General features: G+C 42.6%; 15 protein-coding genes. 13 read left to right on the top strand and 2 right to left on the bottom strand.

Going from position 1 to position 15,167, the window contains the following annotated elements; genetic code table 11:
- Positions 1-26 precede the first annotated feature (26 nt).
- The 5 genes from glgA to ACN6KS_RS16185 all read left to right on the top strand — a co-directional run bounded on the left by glgA (position 27) and on the right by ACN6KS_RS16185 (position 5,770).
- Entirely contained in the window at positions 27-1,451 is a 1,425-nt protein-coding gene (gene glgA, locus ACN6KS_RS16205) for a glycogen synthase GlgA (RefSeq protein ID WP_280787554.1), read from the top strand.
- Between the two features lie 332 nt (positions 1,452-1,783).
- Positions 1,784-2,602, top strand: coding sequence for a transporter substrate-binding domain-containing protein (locus ACN6KS_RS16200; protein WP_440960047.1), 819 nt, complete (start codon positions 1,784-1,786; stop codon positions 2,600-2,602).
- 106 nt (positions 2,603-2,708) lie between these two features.
- The gene (locus ACN6KS_RS16195) at positions 2,709-3,374 is read left to right on the top strand and encodes an amino acid ABC transporter permease (protein ID WP_256989731.1); all 666 of its coding nucleotides are present in this window, start codon (positions 2,709-2,711) and stop codon (positions 3,372-3,374) included.
- The gene (locus ACN6KS_RS16190; RefSeq protein ID WP_042188767.1) at positions 3,361-4,083 is read left to right on the top strand and encodes an amino acid ABC transporter ATP-binding protein; all 723 of its coding nucleotides are present in this window, start codon (positions 3,361-3,363) and stop codon (positions 4,081-4,083) included. The genes ACN6KS_RS16195 and ACN6KS_RS16190 overlap by 14 nt, the downstream gene beginning before the upstream one ends.
- Before the next feature lie 157 nt (positions 4,084-4,240).
- Complete coding sequence (locus ACN6KS_RS16185; protein WP_179281529.1) at positions 4,241-5,770, top strand: Ppx/GppA phosphatase family protein; 1,530 nt, start codon at positions 4,241-4,243, stop codon at positions 5,768-5,770.
- Here ACN6KS_RS16185 and ppk1 read toward each other — a convergent pair.
- Positions 5,718-7,832: a polyphosphate kinase 1 gene (ppk1, locus tag ACN6KS_RS16180; protein WP_094869161.1), complete on the bottom strand. Its 2,115-nt coding sequence runs from the start codon at positions 7,830-7,832 to the stop codon at positions 5,718-5,720. The two genes, ACN6KS_RS16185 and ppk1, sit on opposite strands and share 53 nt — an antisense overlap.
- A 401-nt stretch (positions 7,833-8,233) precedes the next feature.
- On the opposite strand from ppk1, the gene ACN6KS_RS16175 reads away from it, so the two are divergent.
- A complete protein-coding gene (locus tag ACN6KS_RS16175; protein ID WP_094869160.1) occupies positions 8,234-8,893 on the top strand; it encodes a 3D domain-containing protein in 660 nt (219 codons plus the stop codon).
- Between the two features lie 139 nt (positions 8,894-9,032).
- Here ACN6KS_RS16175 and ACN6KS_RS16170 read toward each other — a convergent pair whose 3' ends face one another.
- Entirely contained in the window at positions 9,033-9,914 is an 882-nt protein-coding gene (locus ACN6KS_RS16170; RefSeq protein ID WP_256989730.1) for a polysaccharide deacetylase family protein, read from the bottom strand.
- Between the two features lie 186 nt (positions 9,915-10,100).
- On the opposite strand from ACN6KS_RS16170, the gene ACN6KS_RS16165 reads away from it, so the two are divergent.
- From ACN6KS_RS16165 to ACN6KS_RS16135, 7 genes are all read left to right on the top strand, one after another.
- Entirely contained in the window at positions 10,101-11,135 is a 1,035-nt protein-coding gene (locus tag ACN6KS_RS16165; protein ID WP_440960046.1) for an NADH:flavin oxidoreductase/NADH oxidase, read from the top strand.
- 87 nt (positions 11,136-11,222) lie between these two features.
- Positions 11,223-11,927: a dihydroorotate dehydrogenase electron transfer subunit gene (locus tag ACN6KS_RS16160; RefSeq protein WP_280787549.1), complete on the top strand. Its 705-nt coding sequence runs from the start codon at positions 11,223-11,225 to the stop codon at positions 11,925-11,927.
- Complete coding sequence (locus ACN6KS_RS16155; RefSeq protein ID WP_440960045.1) at positions 11,920-12,852, top strand: dihydroorotate dehydrogenase; 933 nt, start codon at positions 11,920-11,922, stop codon at positions 12,850-12,852. The genes ACN6KS_RS16160 and ACN6KS_RS16155 overlap by 8 nt, the downstream gene beginning before the upstream one ends.
- A 23-nt stretch (positions 12,853-12,875) precedes the next feature.
- Entirely contained in the window at positions 12,876-13,214 is a 339-nt protein-coding gene (locus ACN6KS_RS16150; protein ID WP_094869156.1) for a hypothetical protein, read from the top strand.
- Positions 13,215-13,284: 70 nt separating this feature from the next.
- The gene (locus ACN6KS_RS16145) at positions 13,285-13,953 is read left to right on the top strand and encodes a PspA/IM30 family protein (RefSeq protein WP_094869155.1); all 669 of its coding nucleotides are present in this window, start codon (positions 13,285-13,287) and stop codon (positions 13,951-13,953) included.
- 122 nt (positions 13,954-14,075) lie between these two features.
- A complete protein-coding gene (locus ACN6KS_RS16140; RefSeq protein ID WP_094869154.1) occupies positions 14,076-14,480 on the top strand; it encodes a DUF350 domain-containing protein in 405 nt (134 codons plus the stop codon).
- A 14-nt stretch (positions 14,481-14,494) separates the two neighbouring features.
- On the top strand, positions 14,495-15,001 hold the full coding sequence (locus ACN6KS_RS16135) for a DUF4178 domain-containing protein (protein WP_094869153.1): 507 nt from the start codon (positions 14,495-14,497) through the stop codon (positions 14,999-15,001).
- Positions 15,002-15,167 lie beyond the last annotated feature (166 nt).

Here is a 15,167-nt window from a genome sequence, read left to right as displayed (position 1 = left end):
CGTACACTTTAAAGGGGGAAATAATCATGAAAGTTTTATTTGCCGCAGCTGAAGCTCATCCATTTATCAAAACGGGTGGTCTGGCCGATGTCATTGGGGCATTACCTAAAGCGCTGAAGGGTGCCGGGGTGGATGTACGAGTGATTTTGCCTAAATATCGTGGGATTCCAGAAAAGTTCACTTCAAAAATGGAGCCTTTAACAGAAGTGTATGTGCCAATCGGTTGGCGTAATCAATACTGCGGGATCGAGCATATGGTTTATGACGGTATCCCCGTTTACTTTATCGACAATGAATATTATTTTGGACGGGACGGAATCTACGGATATATGGACGATGGAGAGCGCTTCGCGTTCTATAATCGTGCGGTGCTGGAGTGTCTGCCAGCGATTGATTTTCAGCCGGACGTCTTGCATTGCCATGATTGGCATGCGGCTGTAATCCCCATGCTGCTACAGGGGCATTATCGACATGATCCATTTTACAAAGAGATGCGAAGTGTATTTACTATACATAACCTGTTGTATCAGGGCGTGTTTCCTTATGAAGTACTTGGGGAGTTATTGGGTCTCGACAGTAGTTATTTTCTAGGGGTTGAGTATTACGGAAATGTGAATTTCTTAAAAGGAGGCATTGTATACAGCGACCGTGTCACCACAGTAAGTCCAACCTACTCGGAAGAAATTCGGACACCTTATTATGGTTACGGATTGGATGGTCTGTTAAATGCGAGAGCGGATGTTTTGAGCGGTATTGTGAATGGAATTGATACAAAAAGCTATAATCCTGCAACAGATACAAGTCTTGTTACCCGTTACCGTTCTAATCTATCTAAGAAAACGGAGAACAAATTAGCCTTGCAGGAGGAATTAGGACTACCTGTGGATGCCAATATTCCGATGGTAGCTATGGTTACTCGTCTTGTGGATTCCAAAGGCTTAGATTTGCTTACTCGTGTATTGGATGAACTGCTATATAATGATGACATTCAATTTGTACTGCTTGGAACGGGGGATGAGTCCTATGAGCGATGGTTCAGGGAAGCGGCTTGGCGTTATCCGACAAAGCTATCTTCGCAAATCCTCTTTAATGATGCTCTCTCACGTAAAATATATGCCGCTAGTGATATCTTTCTTATGCCTTCCAAGTTTGAACCTTGTGGCATCAGTCAGCTTCTCGCTTTGCGCTATGGCAGCATACCCGTTGTGCGGGCAACCGGTGGCCTGAATGACACGGTTCAACCTTATAATGAAGAATCCGGTGAAGGGAACGGCTTTACGTTCAGCAACTATAACGCCCACGATATGATGTTTACACTTCGCCGGGCGATCTCGTTATACAAGCAGCCAGAACACTGGAAAAAGATTACGAAAAATGCCTTCGCTGGCGATTATAGCTGGAATGTATCGGCTCAGCAGTACATTGATATTTACAATGAAATTACGGAATAAAGATTCATCAGATTCTGTTATAGGTTAATAAGGGAGTGCGCTGAAGTATGACTCATACTTTAGTGTACTCCTTTTTTTGATGAAAATTATTAAGGGCAATATGCCGCATGATTTGGTTAAGAGAGGGAATAGTAAAAATGTATAAAATTATATAAAAATTGAATAAATTTGGAATGATAGGTCTAAGAAGATGAGCTCTTTGCTGTGAAACCCATTAAAAGGAAGTTATTGTCACAATTATGCCTTTGCATATTCATGCGTTCTGATTTATAATAAGTCGGTCAAAGGGACTACTAAGATTTTTTTTTCATAAGAATAGGGGAGATATAGAAATGAACAAATGGGGTAAACTTAGTTTAGGTATGCTATTAGCAGTAGGCCTGTTGTCAGGCTGCGGTCAAAATAAAAATGATAGTGATACCGCTGCAAGTGGAGATGCAACTAACGGTGGGGCTACTAAGAAGCTTACTATGGGCACAAGTGCAGATTTTCCTCCTTACGAATTCCATAAGGTAGTAGACGGTAAAGATACTATCGTGGGCTTCGATATCGATATTGCTAAGGAAATTGCTGCCGATATGGGTGCAGAGCTTGTGATTAAGGACTTGCCATTCGATTCACTATTAAACGAATTGTCCAGTGGAAGAGTAGATATTGTAATTTCTGGACTTAGCCCGACGGAAGAACGAAAAAAAGCTGTTGATCTTTCAGACATTTATTACAAGGCGGAGCAAGCGATTGTTGTGCGCGAATCGGACAAAGATAAATACGCCACTATGGATGCTGTAAAAGGTACAAAGATTGGTGTACAAACCGGATCCATTCAAGAAGAAATTGCTAAAGGGATCGAGGGAGCGAAAATCACTTCGCTTGGTAAAATCTCCGAAATCGTTCTACAATTGCAATCCAATCGTGTAGATACTGCTATCATTGAAGGACCCGTCGCCAAATCATTCGTTAAGAATGTTCCTGGTCTTGTAATCACTGATGCTAAGCCAGTAGTTGAGGATGACGGTTATGCTATTGGTATTAAAAAAGGAAACAAAGAGCTACTGGATCAAGTAAACAGCACACTGACACGTTTAAACTCAGAAGGTAAAATTGATGAGTTTGTGACGGCAGCTAGTGAGCTTGCAGATAGCACGAAATAAAGAAATAACGTATTTTTTTAAAGGCTGCTTAAGTAAATTGTATGTGTATACAGAAAATAGCGGCAATAAGCTATTTACTATTTTTTTGGAGATGGGAGGATAGAATATGGACATTAAATTATTTCAAATGGCTTATGATTATCGTGATTTTTTCCTGACCGGTTTGCAGTATACCTTACTGCTTGCTGTTCTGGGTGTATTCTTTGGTTTTATTCTAGGGATTATCGTTTCCTTGCTACGTATGTCCAAATGGGGTGTGCTTCGCTTCTTGGCAACAGCCTGGGTAGAATTCCTTCGTGGTACACCTATGCTTGTACAACTGTTTCTCATCCATTATGGATTGGCTACGTTTGGGATTGAGTTTACACCGATTCAGTCGGGTGCAATTACCTTATCCATTAACAGTTCTGCTTATCTTGCAGAGATTTTCCGTGCGGGGATACAGGGTGTAGATCGTGGACAAATGGAGGCAGCCCGTTCACTTGGTATGAAGCAAGGGATGACTATGCGTCATATTATACTCCCTCAAGCACTTAAGAGTGTTCTTCCGGCCATCGGAAATGAATTCATCACTATTATCAAGGAATCATCCATTATTTCTTTTATCGGCGTAACGGATTTGATGTTTCAAGCCCGAACAGTTACAACGATTTCTTACGATGGCATGACACCCCTAGTAATTATCGCATTTATGTACTTTGTGCTGACATTTACGCTATCGAAGATTCTGGGTAGACTGGAAAGGAGGCTGAATACCGATGATCGCCGTTAAGAATTTGCAAAAAAATTATGGGAAGCTGGAAATTCTCAAGGGAATTGACTTGGAGATTCATAAAGGTGAGGTCGTCGTCGTTATCGGACCGAGTGGATCGGGTAAAAGTACCTTTCTGCGCTGTTTGAATCTCCTGGAGCAGCCAACTGGTGGCGAAATCACTTTTGAAGGTGAATCTATTACCTCCAAAAAGCACGATATTAATGTCACGCGTGAGAAGATGGGAATGGTATTTCAGCAATTTAACCTCTTTCCTCATAAAACAGTTCTGCAGAACATTACACTAGCACCGATTAAGGTAAAAAAACAGCAGCAGTCCGAAGCGGATAAATTCGCAATGGAGCTGCTTAAGACAGTAGGCCTTGAAGATAAAAAGGATGCTTATCCTGCTCAGCTGTCCGGAGGACAGAAGCAACGGATCGCGATTGCCCGTGCGCTGGCGATGCAGCCTCATGTGATGCTCTTTGACGAGCCAACCTCAGCCCTTGATCCAGAGATGGTCGGTGAGGTGCTGGAGGTTATGAAGAAGCTTGCAGAAGATGGGATGACTATGGTCATTGTTACACATGAGATGGGCTTTGCCCGCGAAGTGGGCGACCGTATTCTATTTATGGATGGCGGCGTGATTGTAGAGCAGGGTACACCTGCACAAGTATTCGGCAATCCTCAGCATGTACGTACTCAGGATTTTTTAAGTAAAGTGTTATAAATAAGTCAAATTGTAGCGGCGCTCGGGCAGGTTATCCGGGTGCCGCTTTATTTTTTTAACAGTTGCGTGATTTGAGGATATAATGGACTGAGTTCATTTATTTATGTAAACCATGTATAATAGATGGTCAATCAACTTGAAAAGGAGTACATACATAATGAGAGATGATCTGCGCCGGATCGGCATTATTGATATTGGTTCTAACTCCATACGTCTTGTAATCTATGATACAACGCCGGAGGGAGGCTATAAGATCATCAAGGAGTGTAAGTACTCTGCGCGTCTTAGTGAGAAGATTACGAAGGAAGGCCGACTGGAACAGAAGGATATGGAGACCATAATTCCAGTCTTGCGCCAGTTTAAAGAGATCTGCAATGCTTTTGAAGTGGAGACTATTCGCGCAGGGGCTACAGCGGCAATCAGAAATGCAGCTAACTCCAGTGAAATTATTACCTTTTTGTCAGAAGCATCTACCATTCCAATTGAGGTTATCAGTGGTCATCAGGAAGCTTACTTTGGTTTCTTGGGTGTTATAAACGCATTTAATGTTGAGGATGGCTACGTCATCGATATTGGTGGCGGGAGTACTGAAATTACACTTTTTCGCGGGCGGCGATATCAACATAGCATTTCCTTTCCGTTCGGAGCGGTGAATACCAATCTTATGTTTGGTCAAGGCGGGAACTGGAATGGAGAGCAGATTCAGAAACTTGAAACCTATGTTCTGGGGAGATTGGTTGAGCATGATTGGCTTAACGCAACAGCAGGTCTTCCGTTGTTTGGTCTGGGAGGCACGGTTCGTTCTTTAGGGAAGCTGGATCAAAAGACTAGAGCCTACTCTTTACCAAACTCTCATGGCTACACCATGGCCAGTGAGACGATTGAACATTTTATGAACACATTACCTTCAATGCCTTATGATAAACGTAAAGATTTAGACGGGTTGTCTAAGAGTCGGGCGGATATCATTGTGTCCGGGTTGATTATTTTTCATACGGTATATCAGTATATTGGGGCTAGCCAGGCTGTAATCAGCGGGGAAGGGCTCAGGGAAGGTATGTTACATGATTTACTGAAGCCAGAGCAACCGGTGCGGGACAGTGCGCTTGAATACAGCTTAAATACGATCATTCGGTTTGATATTCGTACCTCTAAACGGTATTTAGATCATATTAATAAGCTTGCGCTAAGTCTGTTTGACGCGTTCAAGGATGAGGAGAATAAAGCTGAACATGAGATGTTAATTTATGTATCCATCATGCTACATCGAACGGGGTCTAACATTAACTATTATCAATCTAAACGGCACACCCTGTATTGGCTGATGAATTCACCGATTCGTGGACTGACACACCGCCAGCTTATCCTGTGCGCGTTGATTGCCTCGTACAGCACAAAAAGCCGGAAGCAGAAATTGTCCCAGATGTATAAGGACATTTTGCTGCCTTCCGACGAAGAGTGGATTCATAAGCTCGGATCGCTTGTACAGCTAAGCATTGCACTGGACAGCACCGAGATCGGGATTGTAAGCGGCTTGAAAGCTAATCTACACGGCAATACCCTTAATCTGGACCTTGAGGGCGCTTCAGCGCTTCTGATTGGTCTAGAGGACATTGAGAACGCCATAAAAGCATTTAAGAATGCTTGGGCTGTGAAGGTAAAACTCGATTTTCCTTCCAACGTGTAACATCCATTGCTGCGAACTGGCTCCGGAAAGGGGCCTTTTTGTCGTCTGGTTGCTCGTAATATCCATTAGGCTGTAAGAAGCTTGCCTTCACATTATCTTTAAGGGATAGTTCAAGAATCTTAACAATTTGTTTGCGAATATTGCTGTCTCTTACCGGACACATCAGCTCGATCCGTCGAGTTAGGTTTCTAGTCATCCAATCTGCACTGGATAAATACACCTCAGGATTCCCGCCATTTTCAAAATAGTAAATTCTTGAATGCTCCAGAAAGCGGTCGACAATACTGCGAACCGTAATGTTTTCGCTCAAGCCTTCAATCCCCGGACGAAGACAACAAACCCCCCGAACGATTAAGTCGATAGATACACCAGCCTGTGCGGCACCATATAAATCGTCGATGACTTGTTGATTAGAGAGTGAGTTCATTTTGGCAATGATACGTGCAGGTCTTCCAGCTGCAGCATGCTCCGCTTCACGCTTCATTAATTTTTGTAAGGAAAGGCTCATGTCCGTTGGAGCTACAATGAAGGAATTCCAGTCAAAATCAGCGGAATATCCCGTCATTTGATTAAACAGCTCTGAAGCATCAAGTCCGATATCGCTTTGAGCAGTAAATAGACTGAGATCCGTGTAGACTTTGGCTGTACTGTCATTGTAGTTTCCTGTGCCTACATGTACGTAGCGACGTAGCTCTTGACCTTCCTGACGGACAATCAAGGTAACTTTGGCATGTGTTTTGAGTCCAACAAGACCATATACAACATGACATCCGGATTTTTCAAGTTGACGAGCCCAAGCGATGTTGCGTTCCTCATCAAATCTGGCTTTTAACTCAACAACTACTGTTACCTGTTTTCCGGATTCAGCAGCATTAGCCAGTGCAGTAATCAGAGGAGAGTTACCGCTAACCCGATAGAGTGTCATCTTAATAGCCATTACTTGTTCGTCCTCTGACGCTTGAATGATAAAGTCCGTCATCGCATCAAAGGATTCGTAAGGGTGGTAGACGAGGACATCTCGCTCACGTAATACCTCGAAGAAATCCTCGTTCTCTTCAAATTCAGCTGGGTAGACCGGCTCAATACTTGGATAGTTTAAGTAACTAAAGCCCTTAATACTGCCGGCGAAGTTACGAAGGAAACTTAGATCTAGCGGACCTTCAATTTCGAATACGAAATCTTCAAGTTCAAACTCAGCTTGCAGCTGTTCCAAAGCATATGGATGAATTCCTTTTTGTACTTCAAGTCTTGCTGGAACACCGCGGCGACGCTTGCGCAGCTCCTTTTCAATCTCTTCCAGAAGATCCTCGGCCCCTTCTTCGTCGATCGTGAGATCAGAGTTGCGGGTCAAACGAAATTCACTAACGGCAACCGGCTCGTAACCACTGAATAAAGTTTGAATGTGATGACGGATGACATCCTCTATAAATACGAACTGCCGTTTCTTACTGTTAGATCGGTGTGGTAGTGGAATACATCTTGGCAGATTAGATGGAATTTGCAGAATAGCAAAAAAAGGCTCTTCTTCAAGGCCATTCTTACGAGTAAGAACAACTGCTAAATAGATAAATTGGCTATGAACGAGTGGAAACGGTCGACTCTGATCTACAGCCATTGGCGTAAGTACAGGATAGATGATATCCCGGTAATATTGTTCTATGGACTGTTCCTGTGCATGAGTGAGATCCTCATAATCCACAAAAACGATACCTTCTTTATGCAAACTCCGTGAAATATCACGGAAAATCCGGTATTGGTCGGCAACAATTTTGGTAACTCGTTTGATGAGACGTTTGTATAGCCCGGAAGGGGTGTAGCCAGTGAAATCTTTTTTAGTATAGCCTGCCCGGATTTGATCTTGAATTCCTGCCACTCGAACGCTTATGAACTCATCAAGATTGCTTGAGACGATAGCCAGAAATCTAGCCCGTTCCATTAGCGGATTATCGGGGTCTTGAGCTTCTTTAAGCACGCGTCGGTTAAATTCGATCCAGCTCAAATCTCTATTGAGGTAAGCAGTGGCTGGGCTGCTTTGGTTGTTTTTATTCTCTTCTGTATTCATGGGACCTCCAAATATGATTCGTTGTCTATATCTATTCTATTTATCATATTCTATCATTCTACTATTGGATAAAGCATGAAATGTTAACGCTATGTAAAATATTCGGGAATTTTATATGTTATTTTTTAAAAAAATGTGTATGAATCTTTAAATGTAGTTTACATAATAAAAAATATGTTAACCAGTACCTCTAAAAATGACAATATTGAAACTTGATTTTTCATAATGGTAACAATTACATAAGCACAGGTTACAAAATTGTGATATATTAAGTCCTGTCAGTTTTACAAAAGACTGCAACACACCAAGAAATCACACACGGGATGTACATAAGTACTTAAAATGTACACGAGCGTATACGGAAGTCATACCGTTCACGCCCATCTAATGAGGAGGCAATTATGAAGAACAAATTTAGAACAATTAAAACCCTTGCTGCAATTATGGGAATCAGTGCATTATTGCATGCTGTTCCAGCTCATGCAGACAGCGTTCATATCGCTAAGGATGGCAACACGTTTTATACTTTATCCAAGCAATATAATGTAGGTATGAATGAATTAATGAAAGCAAACCCAAACGTTGCAGCCCTTAACATTTACGAAGGTCTTGAAATTACTATCCCTAGTAAGATGCAGGCTGAGTCCGTAACTACAACTGACAAATCTCCAGTGATTACACCAAGTCTGAATGTAAACTCAGAGTCCAAAACAGTTGAAGCATGGGGGAAGTCGTTTAATTATGACAAATCGATTCAAGTCAAAGCTTCAGCTTATTCTTCTGCAAGCAGTGAGAATGGCGGATGGGGTGCAGTAGATTATTTCGGAAATCCTCTCAAGATCGGTACTATTGCTGTTGATCCAAATGTGATTCCTCTTGGTACCAAAGTATTGGTGACAGGGCATTCACATGATGGATTGCCTAAAGATGCATTCTTAGCAACGGCAACGGATGTGGGCGGTGCTATAAAAGGCAATCGTATTGATATCTTTATTCCTGGTAGTCAAAGCTTTGTATCATCATTTGGTTATCAATATGTACAATTATACATTGTTAAATAGATAGATAAAAATAGAGAAAATTTTAATTAATAAAGAGATATGAAAAGTTCTAAAATAAAGTTACACAGGAAACGGAGGGAGTCCTTAGCGGCTACCTCCGTTTTTTTTACGTATAGAAAAAATATATTTGGGGGGTGTTTTATTTACTTTTGGACACCTGTAGTAATTGAGGAACGGTAACGAAAGTATAGCCCCGCTTGCGCATAATCGTGATTACTTCAGGTAAAGCCTGAATCGTTCCTTGTAGATGACTACCTGGACCGCCTCCACCGTGCTGAAGAATAATCGCTCCTCTTCCAATATGGGCCAGAATATTATTTCTAACTTGGTTTTTGGAAAGTCCTTTCCAATCCAATGAGTCCACATTCCAATTCACGAGCGTATAGCCATGGCTTTTCGCCCATTTTAGCTGCTGTTCACTGATATCCCCATAGGGTGGGCGTATTAGTCGTGGTTTATATCCGGCCAAGGTTTGTATAATATCCTCGGTTTTTATGATTTGTGATTGAAAATCATTCATCGCAAGCTTCACAAACTGAGGATGATTATACGAATGATTTCCAATCGCATGTCCTTCTCTAATCATTCTTTTCACCAAAGCCGGATGTTTTTTTGCTCTGCTTCCCACCACAAAGAAGGTTGCTTTGACATTATATTTTTTTAGGACGTTTAGCAATTGGGGGGTGAATCTTGGATCAGGAACATCATCAAAAGTAAGTGCTATGACTTTATTCCGAGGTCCACTAGTCTTAAAAGTCTCTGGGTATTTGTGTAACAGCTGACTTAATGTAAGACCTTTAGCGTTTTTAGTGCTGTTAAGCGTCGAACTATTTGTAGCAGCGCTACCTGCTGAAATGGCCGTATCTTCCTCTGAAACGGGTATACTTGGTGTTTGTTCTTGTGGAGTCTTCTGACTCTGCACGGACGCTGACGCAACCTCTGAAGAATAGGTTGGAAATAGCATAGTTATGATTGTTCCTAATATTACGAGCAGTTTCTGACCTCTCCGTTGAAAATACATCCCCATCTGCCTCCTTTACAACCTGATCACCGTCATATTCTTAATTGTTATCCCCATAGCTGGGTAGATTTATGCTGTTGACCATACAGTTTGCGTTAAGATTTCTTGAAGGTTCAAATGCATGTATACTAATAGAACGGGGAATTCCCGAACCCATTATAGATTACGGAAGGGATGGAGACATGAATGTCTGATTTGTTTGCACCGTATGAATTGAAGGGGTTATCGTTGAAGAATCGTATTGTCATGCCGTCTATGTGCCAGTATTCGGTGGATAAAGAGGATGGCATCCCTAATGATTGGCATTATGTTCATTATGTAAGCCGTGCTATTGGCGGTACAGGATTTATTATCGTGGAAATGACTGGCGTTCATCCAGATGGTAGAATCACTAATCGAGATACAGGAATCTGGAATGATTCGCAAATTGAGGCTTATCGTAGAATCACAGATAGTGTACATGCATATGGATCAAAGATCGCTGTTCAATTAGGACATGCGGGACGTAAAGCAGTCGATGCTGAGCCGCCGGTGGCTCCATCAGCCATTCCCTTTGATGCTAATTCCAAAACGCCACAAGCTCTTTCTAAGAAGGGAATTTTAGCGTTGATTGAGGCTTTCCGTGAAGGTACACGCAGAGCTGTGGATGCAGGATTTGACACGGTCGAAATTCATGGTGCACATGGTTATTTAATTCACCAGTTTCATTCTCCATTGACGAATACCAGAGATGATGAATATGGACAAGATCCTGCGTTGTTCGGAGAACAGATAGTTAAAGCAGTCCGAGAAGTGGTTCCTGTGGACATGCCATTGATTATGAGAATATCTGCGAAGGAATATGTAAAGGGTGGATATGATGCTGAATACGCTCTGGATATTTGCCGACGGTACAAGAATGCTGGAGTGGATCTGTTCCATGTTTCTTCTGGAGGTGAAGGTCCTATAGGTTCAAATGGAGGGCCGGGTGCAGGCCCTGCTTATCAAGTGGATCTGGCAGAGTTTATCCGTAGTGAATTACAAGTGCCTGTAATTGCAGTGGGGCGGCTTGAATCCTTTACTGAGGCACAGTCCATCGTCGCAGAAGAACGGGCAGAGCTGATAGCCGTTGGCCGTGGGATGTTGAGCGATCCCTATTGGGCTTTACATGCGGAAGAGGCACTTGGAGGCGTACGTAATGTACCCAAACCTTATGAACGTGGGATCTGGAAAAAGAGATAGCTCGCTTTGAATGTGAAGTTTGTCACAGATTTTATGCTCCTTCTAAGGCAATCTTAATAAAGATAAAATTTGAAGGAGCTTGATAACGTGGGGATGGTTTTAAGTAACGATCGGCTAACTGACGGAGTGTACCACCTTAAAGTTGAAACGAATAGCGGCGGTGAAATGGGTCAATTCTACATGTTACGGGCATGGGGTGCTTATCCGATCCTTTCCAGACCGTTAAGTATACATGAAGTAAAAGAAGATAGTGTTGAATTCTTATATCACGTAGTGGGGGAAGGCACTGAAATATTTTCACGGTTGACTCCTGGTGACTCAGTGGAGCTTGAAGGGCCTTTTGGCACGGGATTCCCTCAGGTGGAAGGCAAGGTTGCGCTTATTGGTGGTGGAATCGGAATAGCGCCGCTATATTATTGTGCAAAGCAGCTGCCTAGTAGTGATATCTTTCTAGGTTTTAGTCGCGAAGCTTACCGGACAGAAGCTTTTCGTCCATTAGCAGCCGAGCTTACAGTAGATGTAGGCGGATTTATTTTGGATCGTGTGGATTTTAGTCAATATGATCATATTTTCGTCTGCGGCCCACATCCTATGCTTAAAGCAGCACAGCTTAAAGGGTTAGCGGCTGAAGAGGCGGGTAGCAATACAAAAGTTTATCTCTCTTTAGAGAATCGAATGGCTTGCGGTATTGGAGCCTGTCTTGTTTGTAGTGTTTCTTGTCGTGATGGTCAGCGAAAAGCCTGTGCAGACGGACCCGTGTTCCTTTCTGAGGAGGTGATTTTCCATGACTAAGATGAGCACAACAATTGCAGGCGTTCATTTTAAGAATCCGATTGTAATGGCTTCAGGAACCTTCGGCTTTGGTCGTGAATATGGAAAGATGTATGATGTTTCTTTGTTAGGTGGAATCTCAGGGAAGGGGCTCACCCTCCATCCCAAAGCAGGTAACCCTGGCACTCGAGTATACGAGACAGCCTCTGGTATGTTGAATAGTGTTGGATTGGAGAATCCAGGGGTATCCGCGTTTTTGGAAAAAGAATGCCCTTATTGGGAAACACTCGATACAGCCCGTTTGGTGAATCTTGGGGGCGGAACGCTTGAGGATTACGTACTTGGAGCAGAAATGATCCAGCGTGATGCCGATCTTCGATCAAGCGCAGGTAAACCAGCTGTTGATATGATTGAGTTGAATATTTCCTGTCCAAATGTAAAAGAGGGCGGAATTGCATTTGGAATCAAGACTTCAGAAGCGCAAAAAGTTGTACAAGCTGTTAGGCGTGCCACTAAGCTACCACTTGCAGTAAAGCTGTCTCCAGGTGCTGAGAATATCGTTGAGATGGCTCAAATGTGTGAGGAAGAGGGAGCAGATGCCGTCTCGCTGATTAACACCATTTCCGGGATGAAGATCGATGTGCGACGGAGAAGTAGTGTATTTAATAACTTATATGCCGGACTGTCCGGACCAGCGATTAAGCCAGTTGCTTTGCGTATGGTGCATCAAGTCGCACAGAACATATCTATTCCAGTAATCGGAATGGGGGGCATCACCACAGCTACTGATATTATTGAATTTATTATGGCAGGTGCTTCGGTAATCCAAGTCGGAACCTACAATTTTATGAATTTGAGAGCAGGCAGCCAACTTGTTGAAGAACTTGAGCAATTCATGGTTCAAGAGAATATTCAATCCTTAGATGAAATACGTGGCATTATATAAAGTGGAGTAGTGAGGAGATACTATTGACTTCTAACAAGATTAACCCTGAGGATATTGGGCTGACGGCGACGCCTGTCGGACGTGATCTCTTACTCGTAATCAGTGGTGGCGTTCATCATATTGGAGCGGCAAGTACTGCGTATTTGAATGGAGAGCAGGTAGAAGTGCAGACCTCTGCCGTTCCTCATCATAAAGAGCATACGATAAGTGAAGATATTGCGATCAGGGTAGCTAAGGCTCTAAATAGGACTGTCACAGTTGTGATGGGGATTCATTACGACGATCTTTCGAAAGAAGGCATCATGAAGGTAGTAGAGATAGTAAATAATAAAGTTAATCAATATTTAGCACAACAAATTTGAAACGGAATTGGCAATTCTGCGTAAAAGATATCAAGTGAGTTTTTAAATTATCTTTTGGAGGAATGAAACCATGTCTATATTTAAAAGATTGCGCGATTTAACAATGTCTAACGTGAATGCGATTATTGACAAAGCAGAAGACCCGATTAAAATGACGGATCAGTACATTCGTGATATGACCGAAGATTTGGAAGATGCAGAAAAAGCGGTAGCGGCTCAAATCGCTATTGAGAAGAAGTTCAAGCAGCTGTATGAAGAGCAGGAAGCGCTTGTTAACAAACGTACGCAACAGGCACATGCTGCAGCTCAAGCTGGTAATGTTGACCTTGCTCGCCGAGCTCTGGAAGAGAAAAAGTCTGCTGAAGCTAAACTGGTAGAATACAAAGCTAGCTTCGACCAGAACAAAGCATCTGCGGATAATCTTCGCGGCAAACTTGACGAGATGCGTAAGCAGCTCACACAAATGAAGAACAAACGTGAAACCTTAGTTGCACGTTATAATGCTGCCAAAGCCCAAACTGAAATTAATAAAGCGATGAGCGGCTTCAGCTCTGATTCCGCATCTGCTGGACTGAAACGTATGGAAGAAAAAATGCTGCAAGCAGAAGCTCAAGCCGAAGCCAGCAACGAGATGAGCTCGGGCAACAAATCACTTGATGATGAGTTCGAGAAGTTGAACAAAGATCAAGCAGTAGAAGATGAATTGGCTGCTCTGATGAAACAATACGAGAAGCAATAACATTTGATCTTAGCCGTTTCACGGCTGATGTTCACAGGCGAAGGGGAGACAGGACTATCGTTTCCTCTTCGCTTTATCTATGCTTATGACAGCATGCAAAATGAATAAGCGGGGGCTATAGAATGGATTTCCATATCCTGGTGTCCATGGTCGTGTGGACAGTGAGCGGCGCGGTGTTGCTGTTTGTGCTGATGTTCGTAGATTCACTTTTCACTCGATACAATGATTTAGAAGAGTTAAAGGCTGGAAATATGGCAGTTACTACACGTTTTGTAATGAAGCTATTGGCACAGGCATTCATTTTATCATCATCGATAGCTGCTTCTAACAGTCTGCCAGATGCTTTGCTGATCTCGATTGTATCTTTTTTTCTTTTGCTTATATTGGAAAGAACGGTCCGTCTCCTCTTGGCTAAATGGGGGAATCTGGATCTGGATCATGGTACACAGCTTGGCAAAATCGGGTACGGCTTATTATCAGGCTCACTGCAAATTACGGGAGCTTTAATTATTTCTGCATTTATGTAGGGGGAACGATCAAGTTGAGTATATGGAAACGTATAGGTAATCTTTTCTCCAAACCAGCGGCTCAGGAAGTTCAGAAAAGTATGCTTAATTTGTCTCCCGGAGACATCTGTGAAGTATCGCTCGTTACCTACGAGGTAACCGGCAGGACCCATAATCGTGGACGAAATGCGGTAGTACTGACATTAAGAGATGGTAGTCAAATTGCCTATTTGCATATTGAGGAGCGGGAACAGCTGCAATATGGTTTGTATAAACCAATCGATGGGCGATTAGATAATCCTGCTGAAGTTCCAACAACACTTGAACTGGACGATTATACTTATTTTCTGGAGGAAGAATATGACGGATATGTCGCTGTCGCTGGTCAAACCCCTTTTATGAATGGCGGAGAGCAGCATGTGTGGCAATATCAGTCAGATGACTCTAGACTCCTGCGTGTGGAATGGCAACATGGACGCTTTATGCTTTATGAAGGAGAAAAAGTAATTCCTGGAGATGTGAAGGTTATCAGAGCATCCTAGAATTGAGTTGTAGGAGATGTGGTCTTATGACCGCATCTTTTTTTGTACAACTTTGTGATGAAATAGATAAAGGATTTTGCAGTTCTGCTATTCATTTTACTTCTGGTTGGCTCATGTTAAAATAGTACCTATTGTACTGCAAAAACGGATGATTTAGAGCGGAGGT

Source organism: Paenibacillus nitricinens (assembly GCF_052056485.1).
Classification (GTDB): domain Bacteria; phylum Bacillota; class Bacilli; order Paenibacillales; family Paenibacillaceae; genus Paenibacillus_AQ; species Paenibacillus_AQ nitricinens.
The sequence above is the reverse complement of the archived record's forward strand: the minus strand, read 5'-3'. Positions and strand labels throughout refer to the sequence as shown.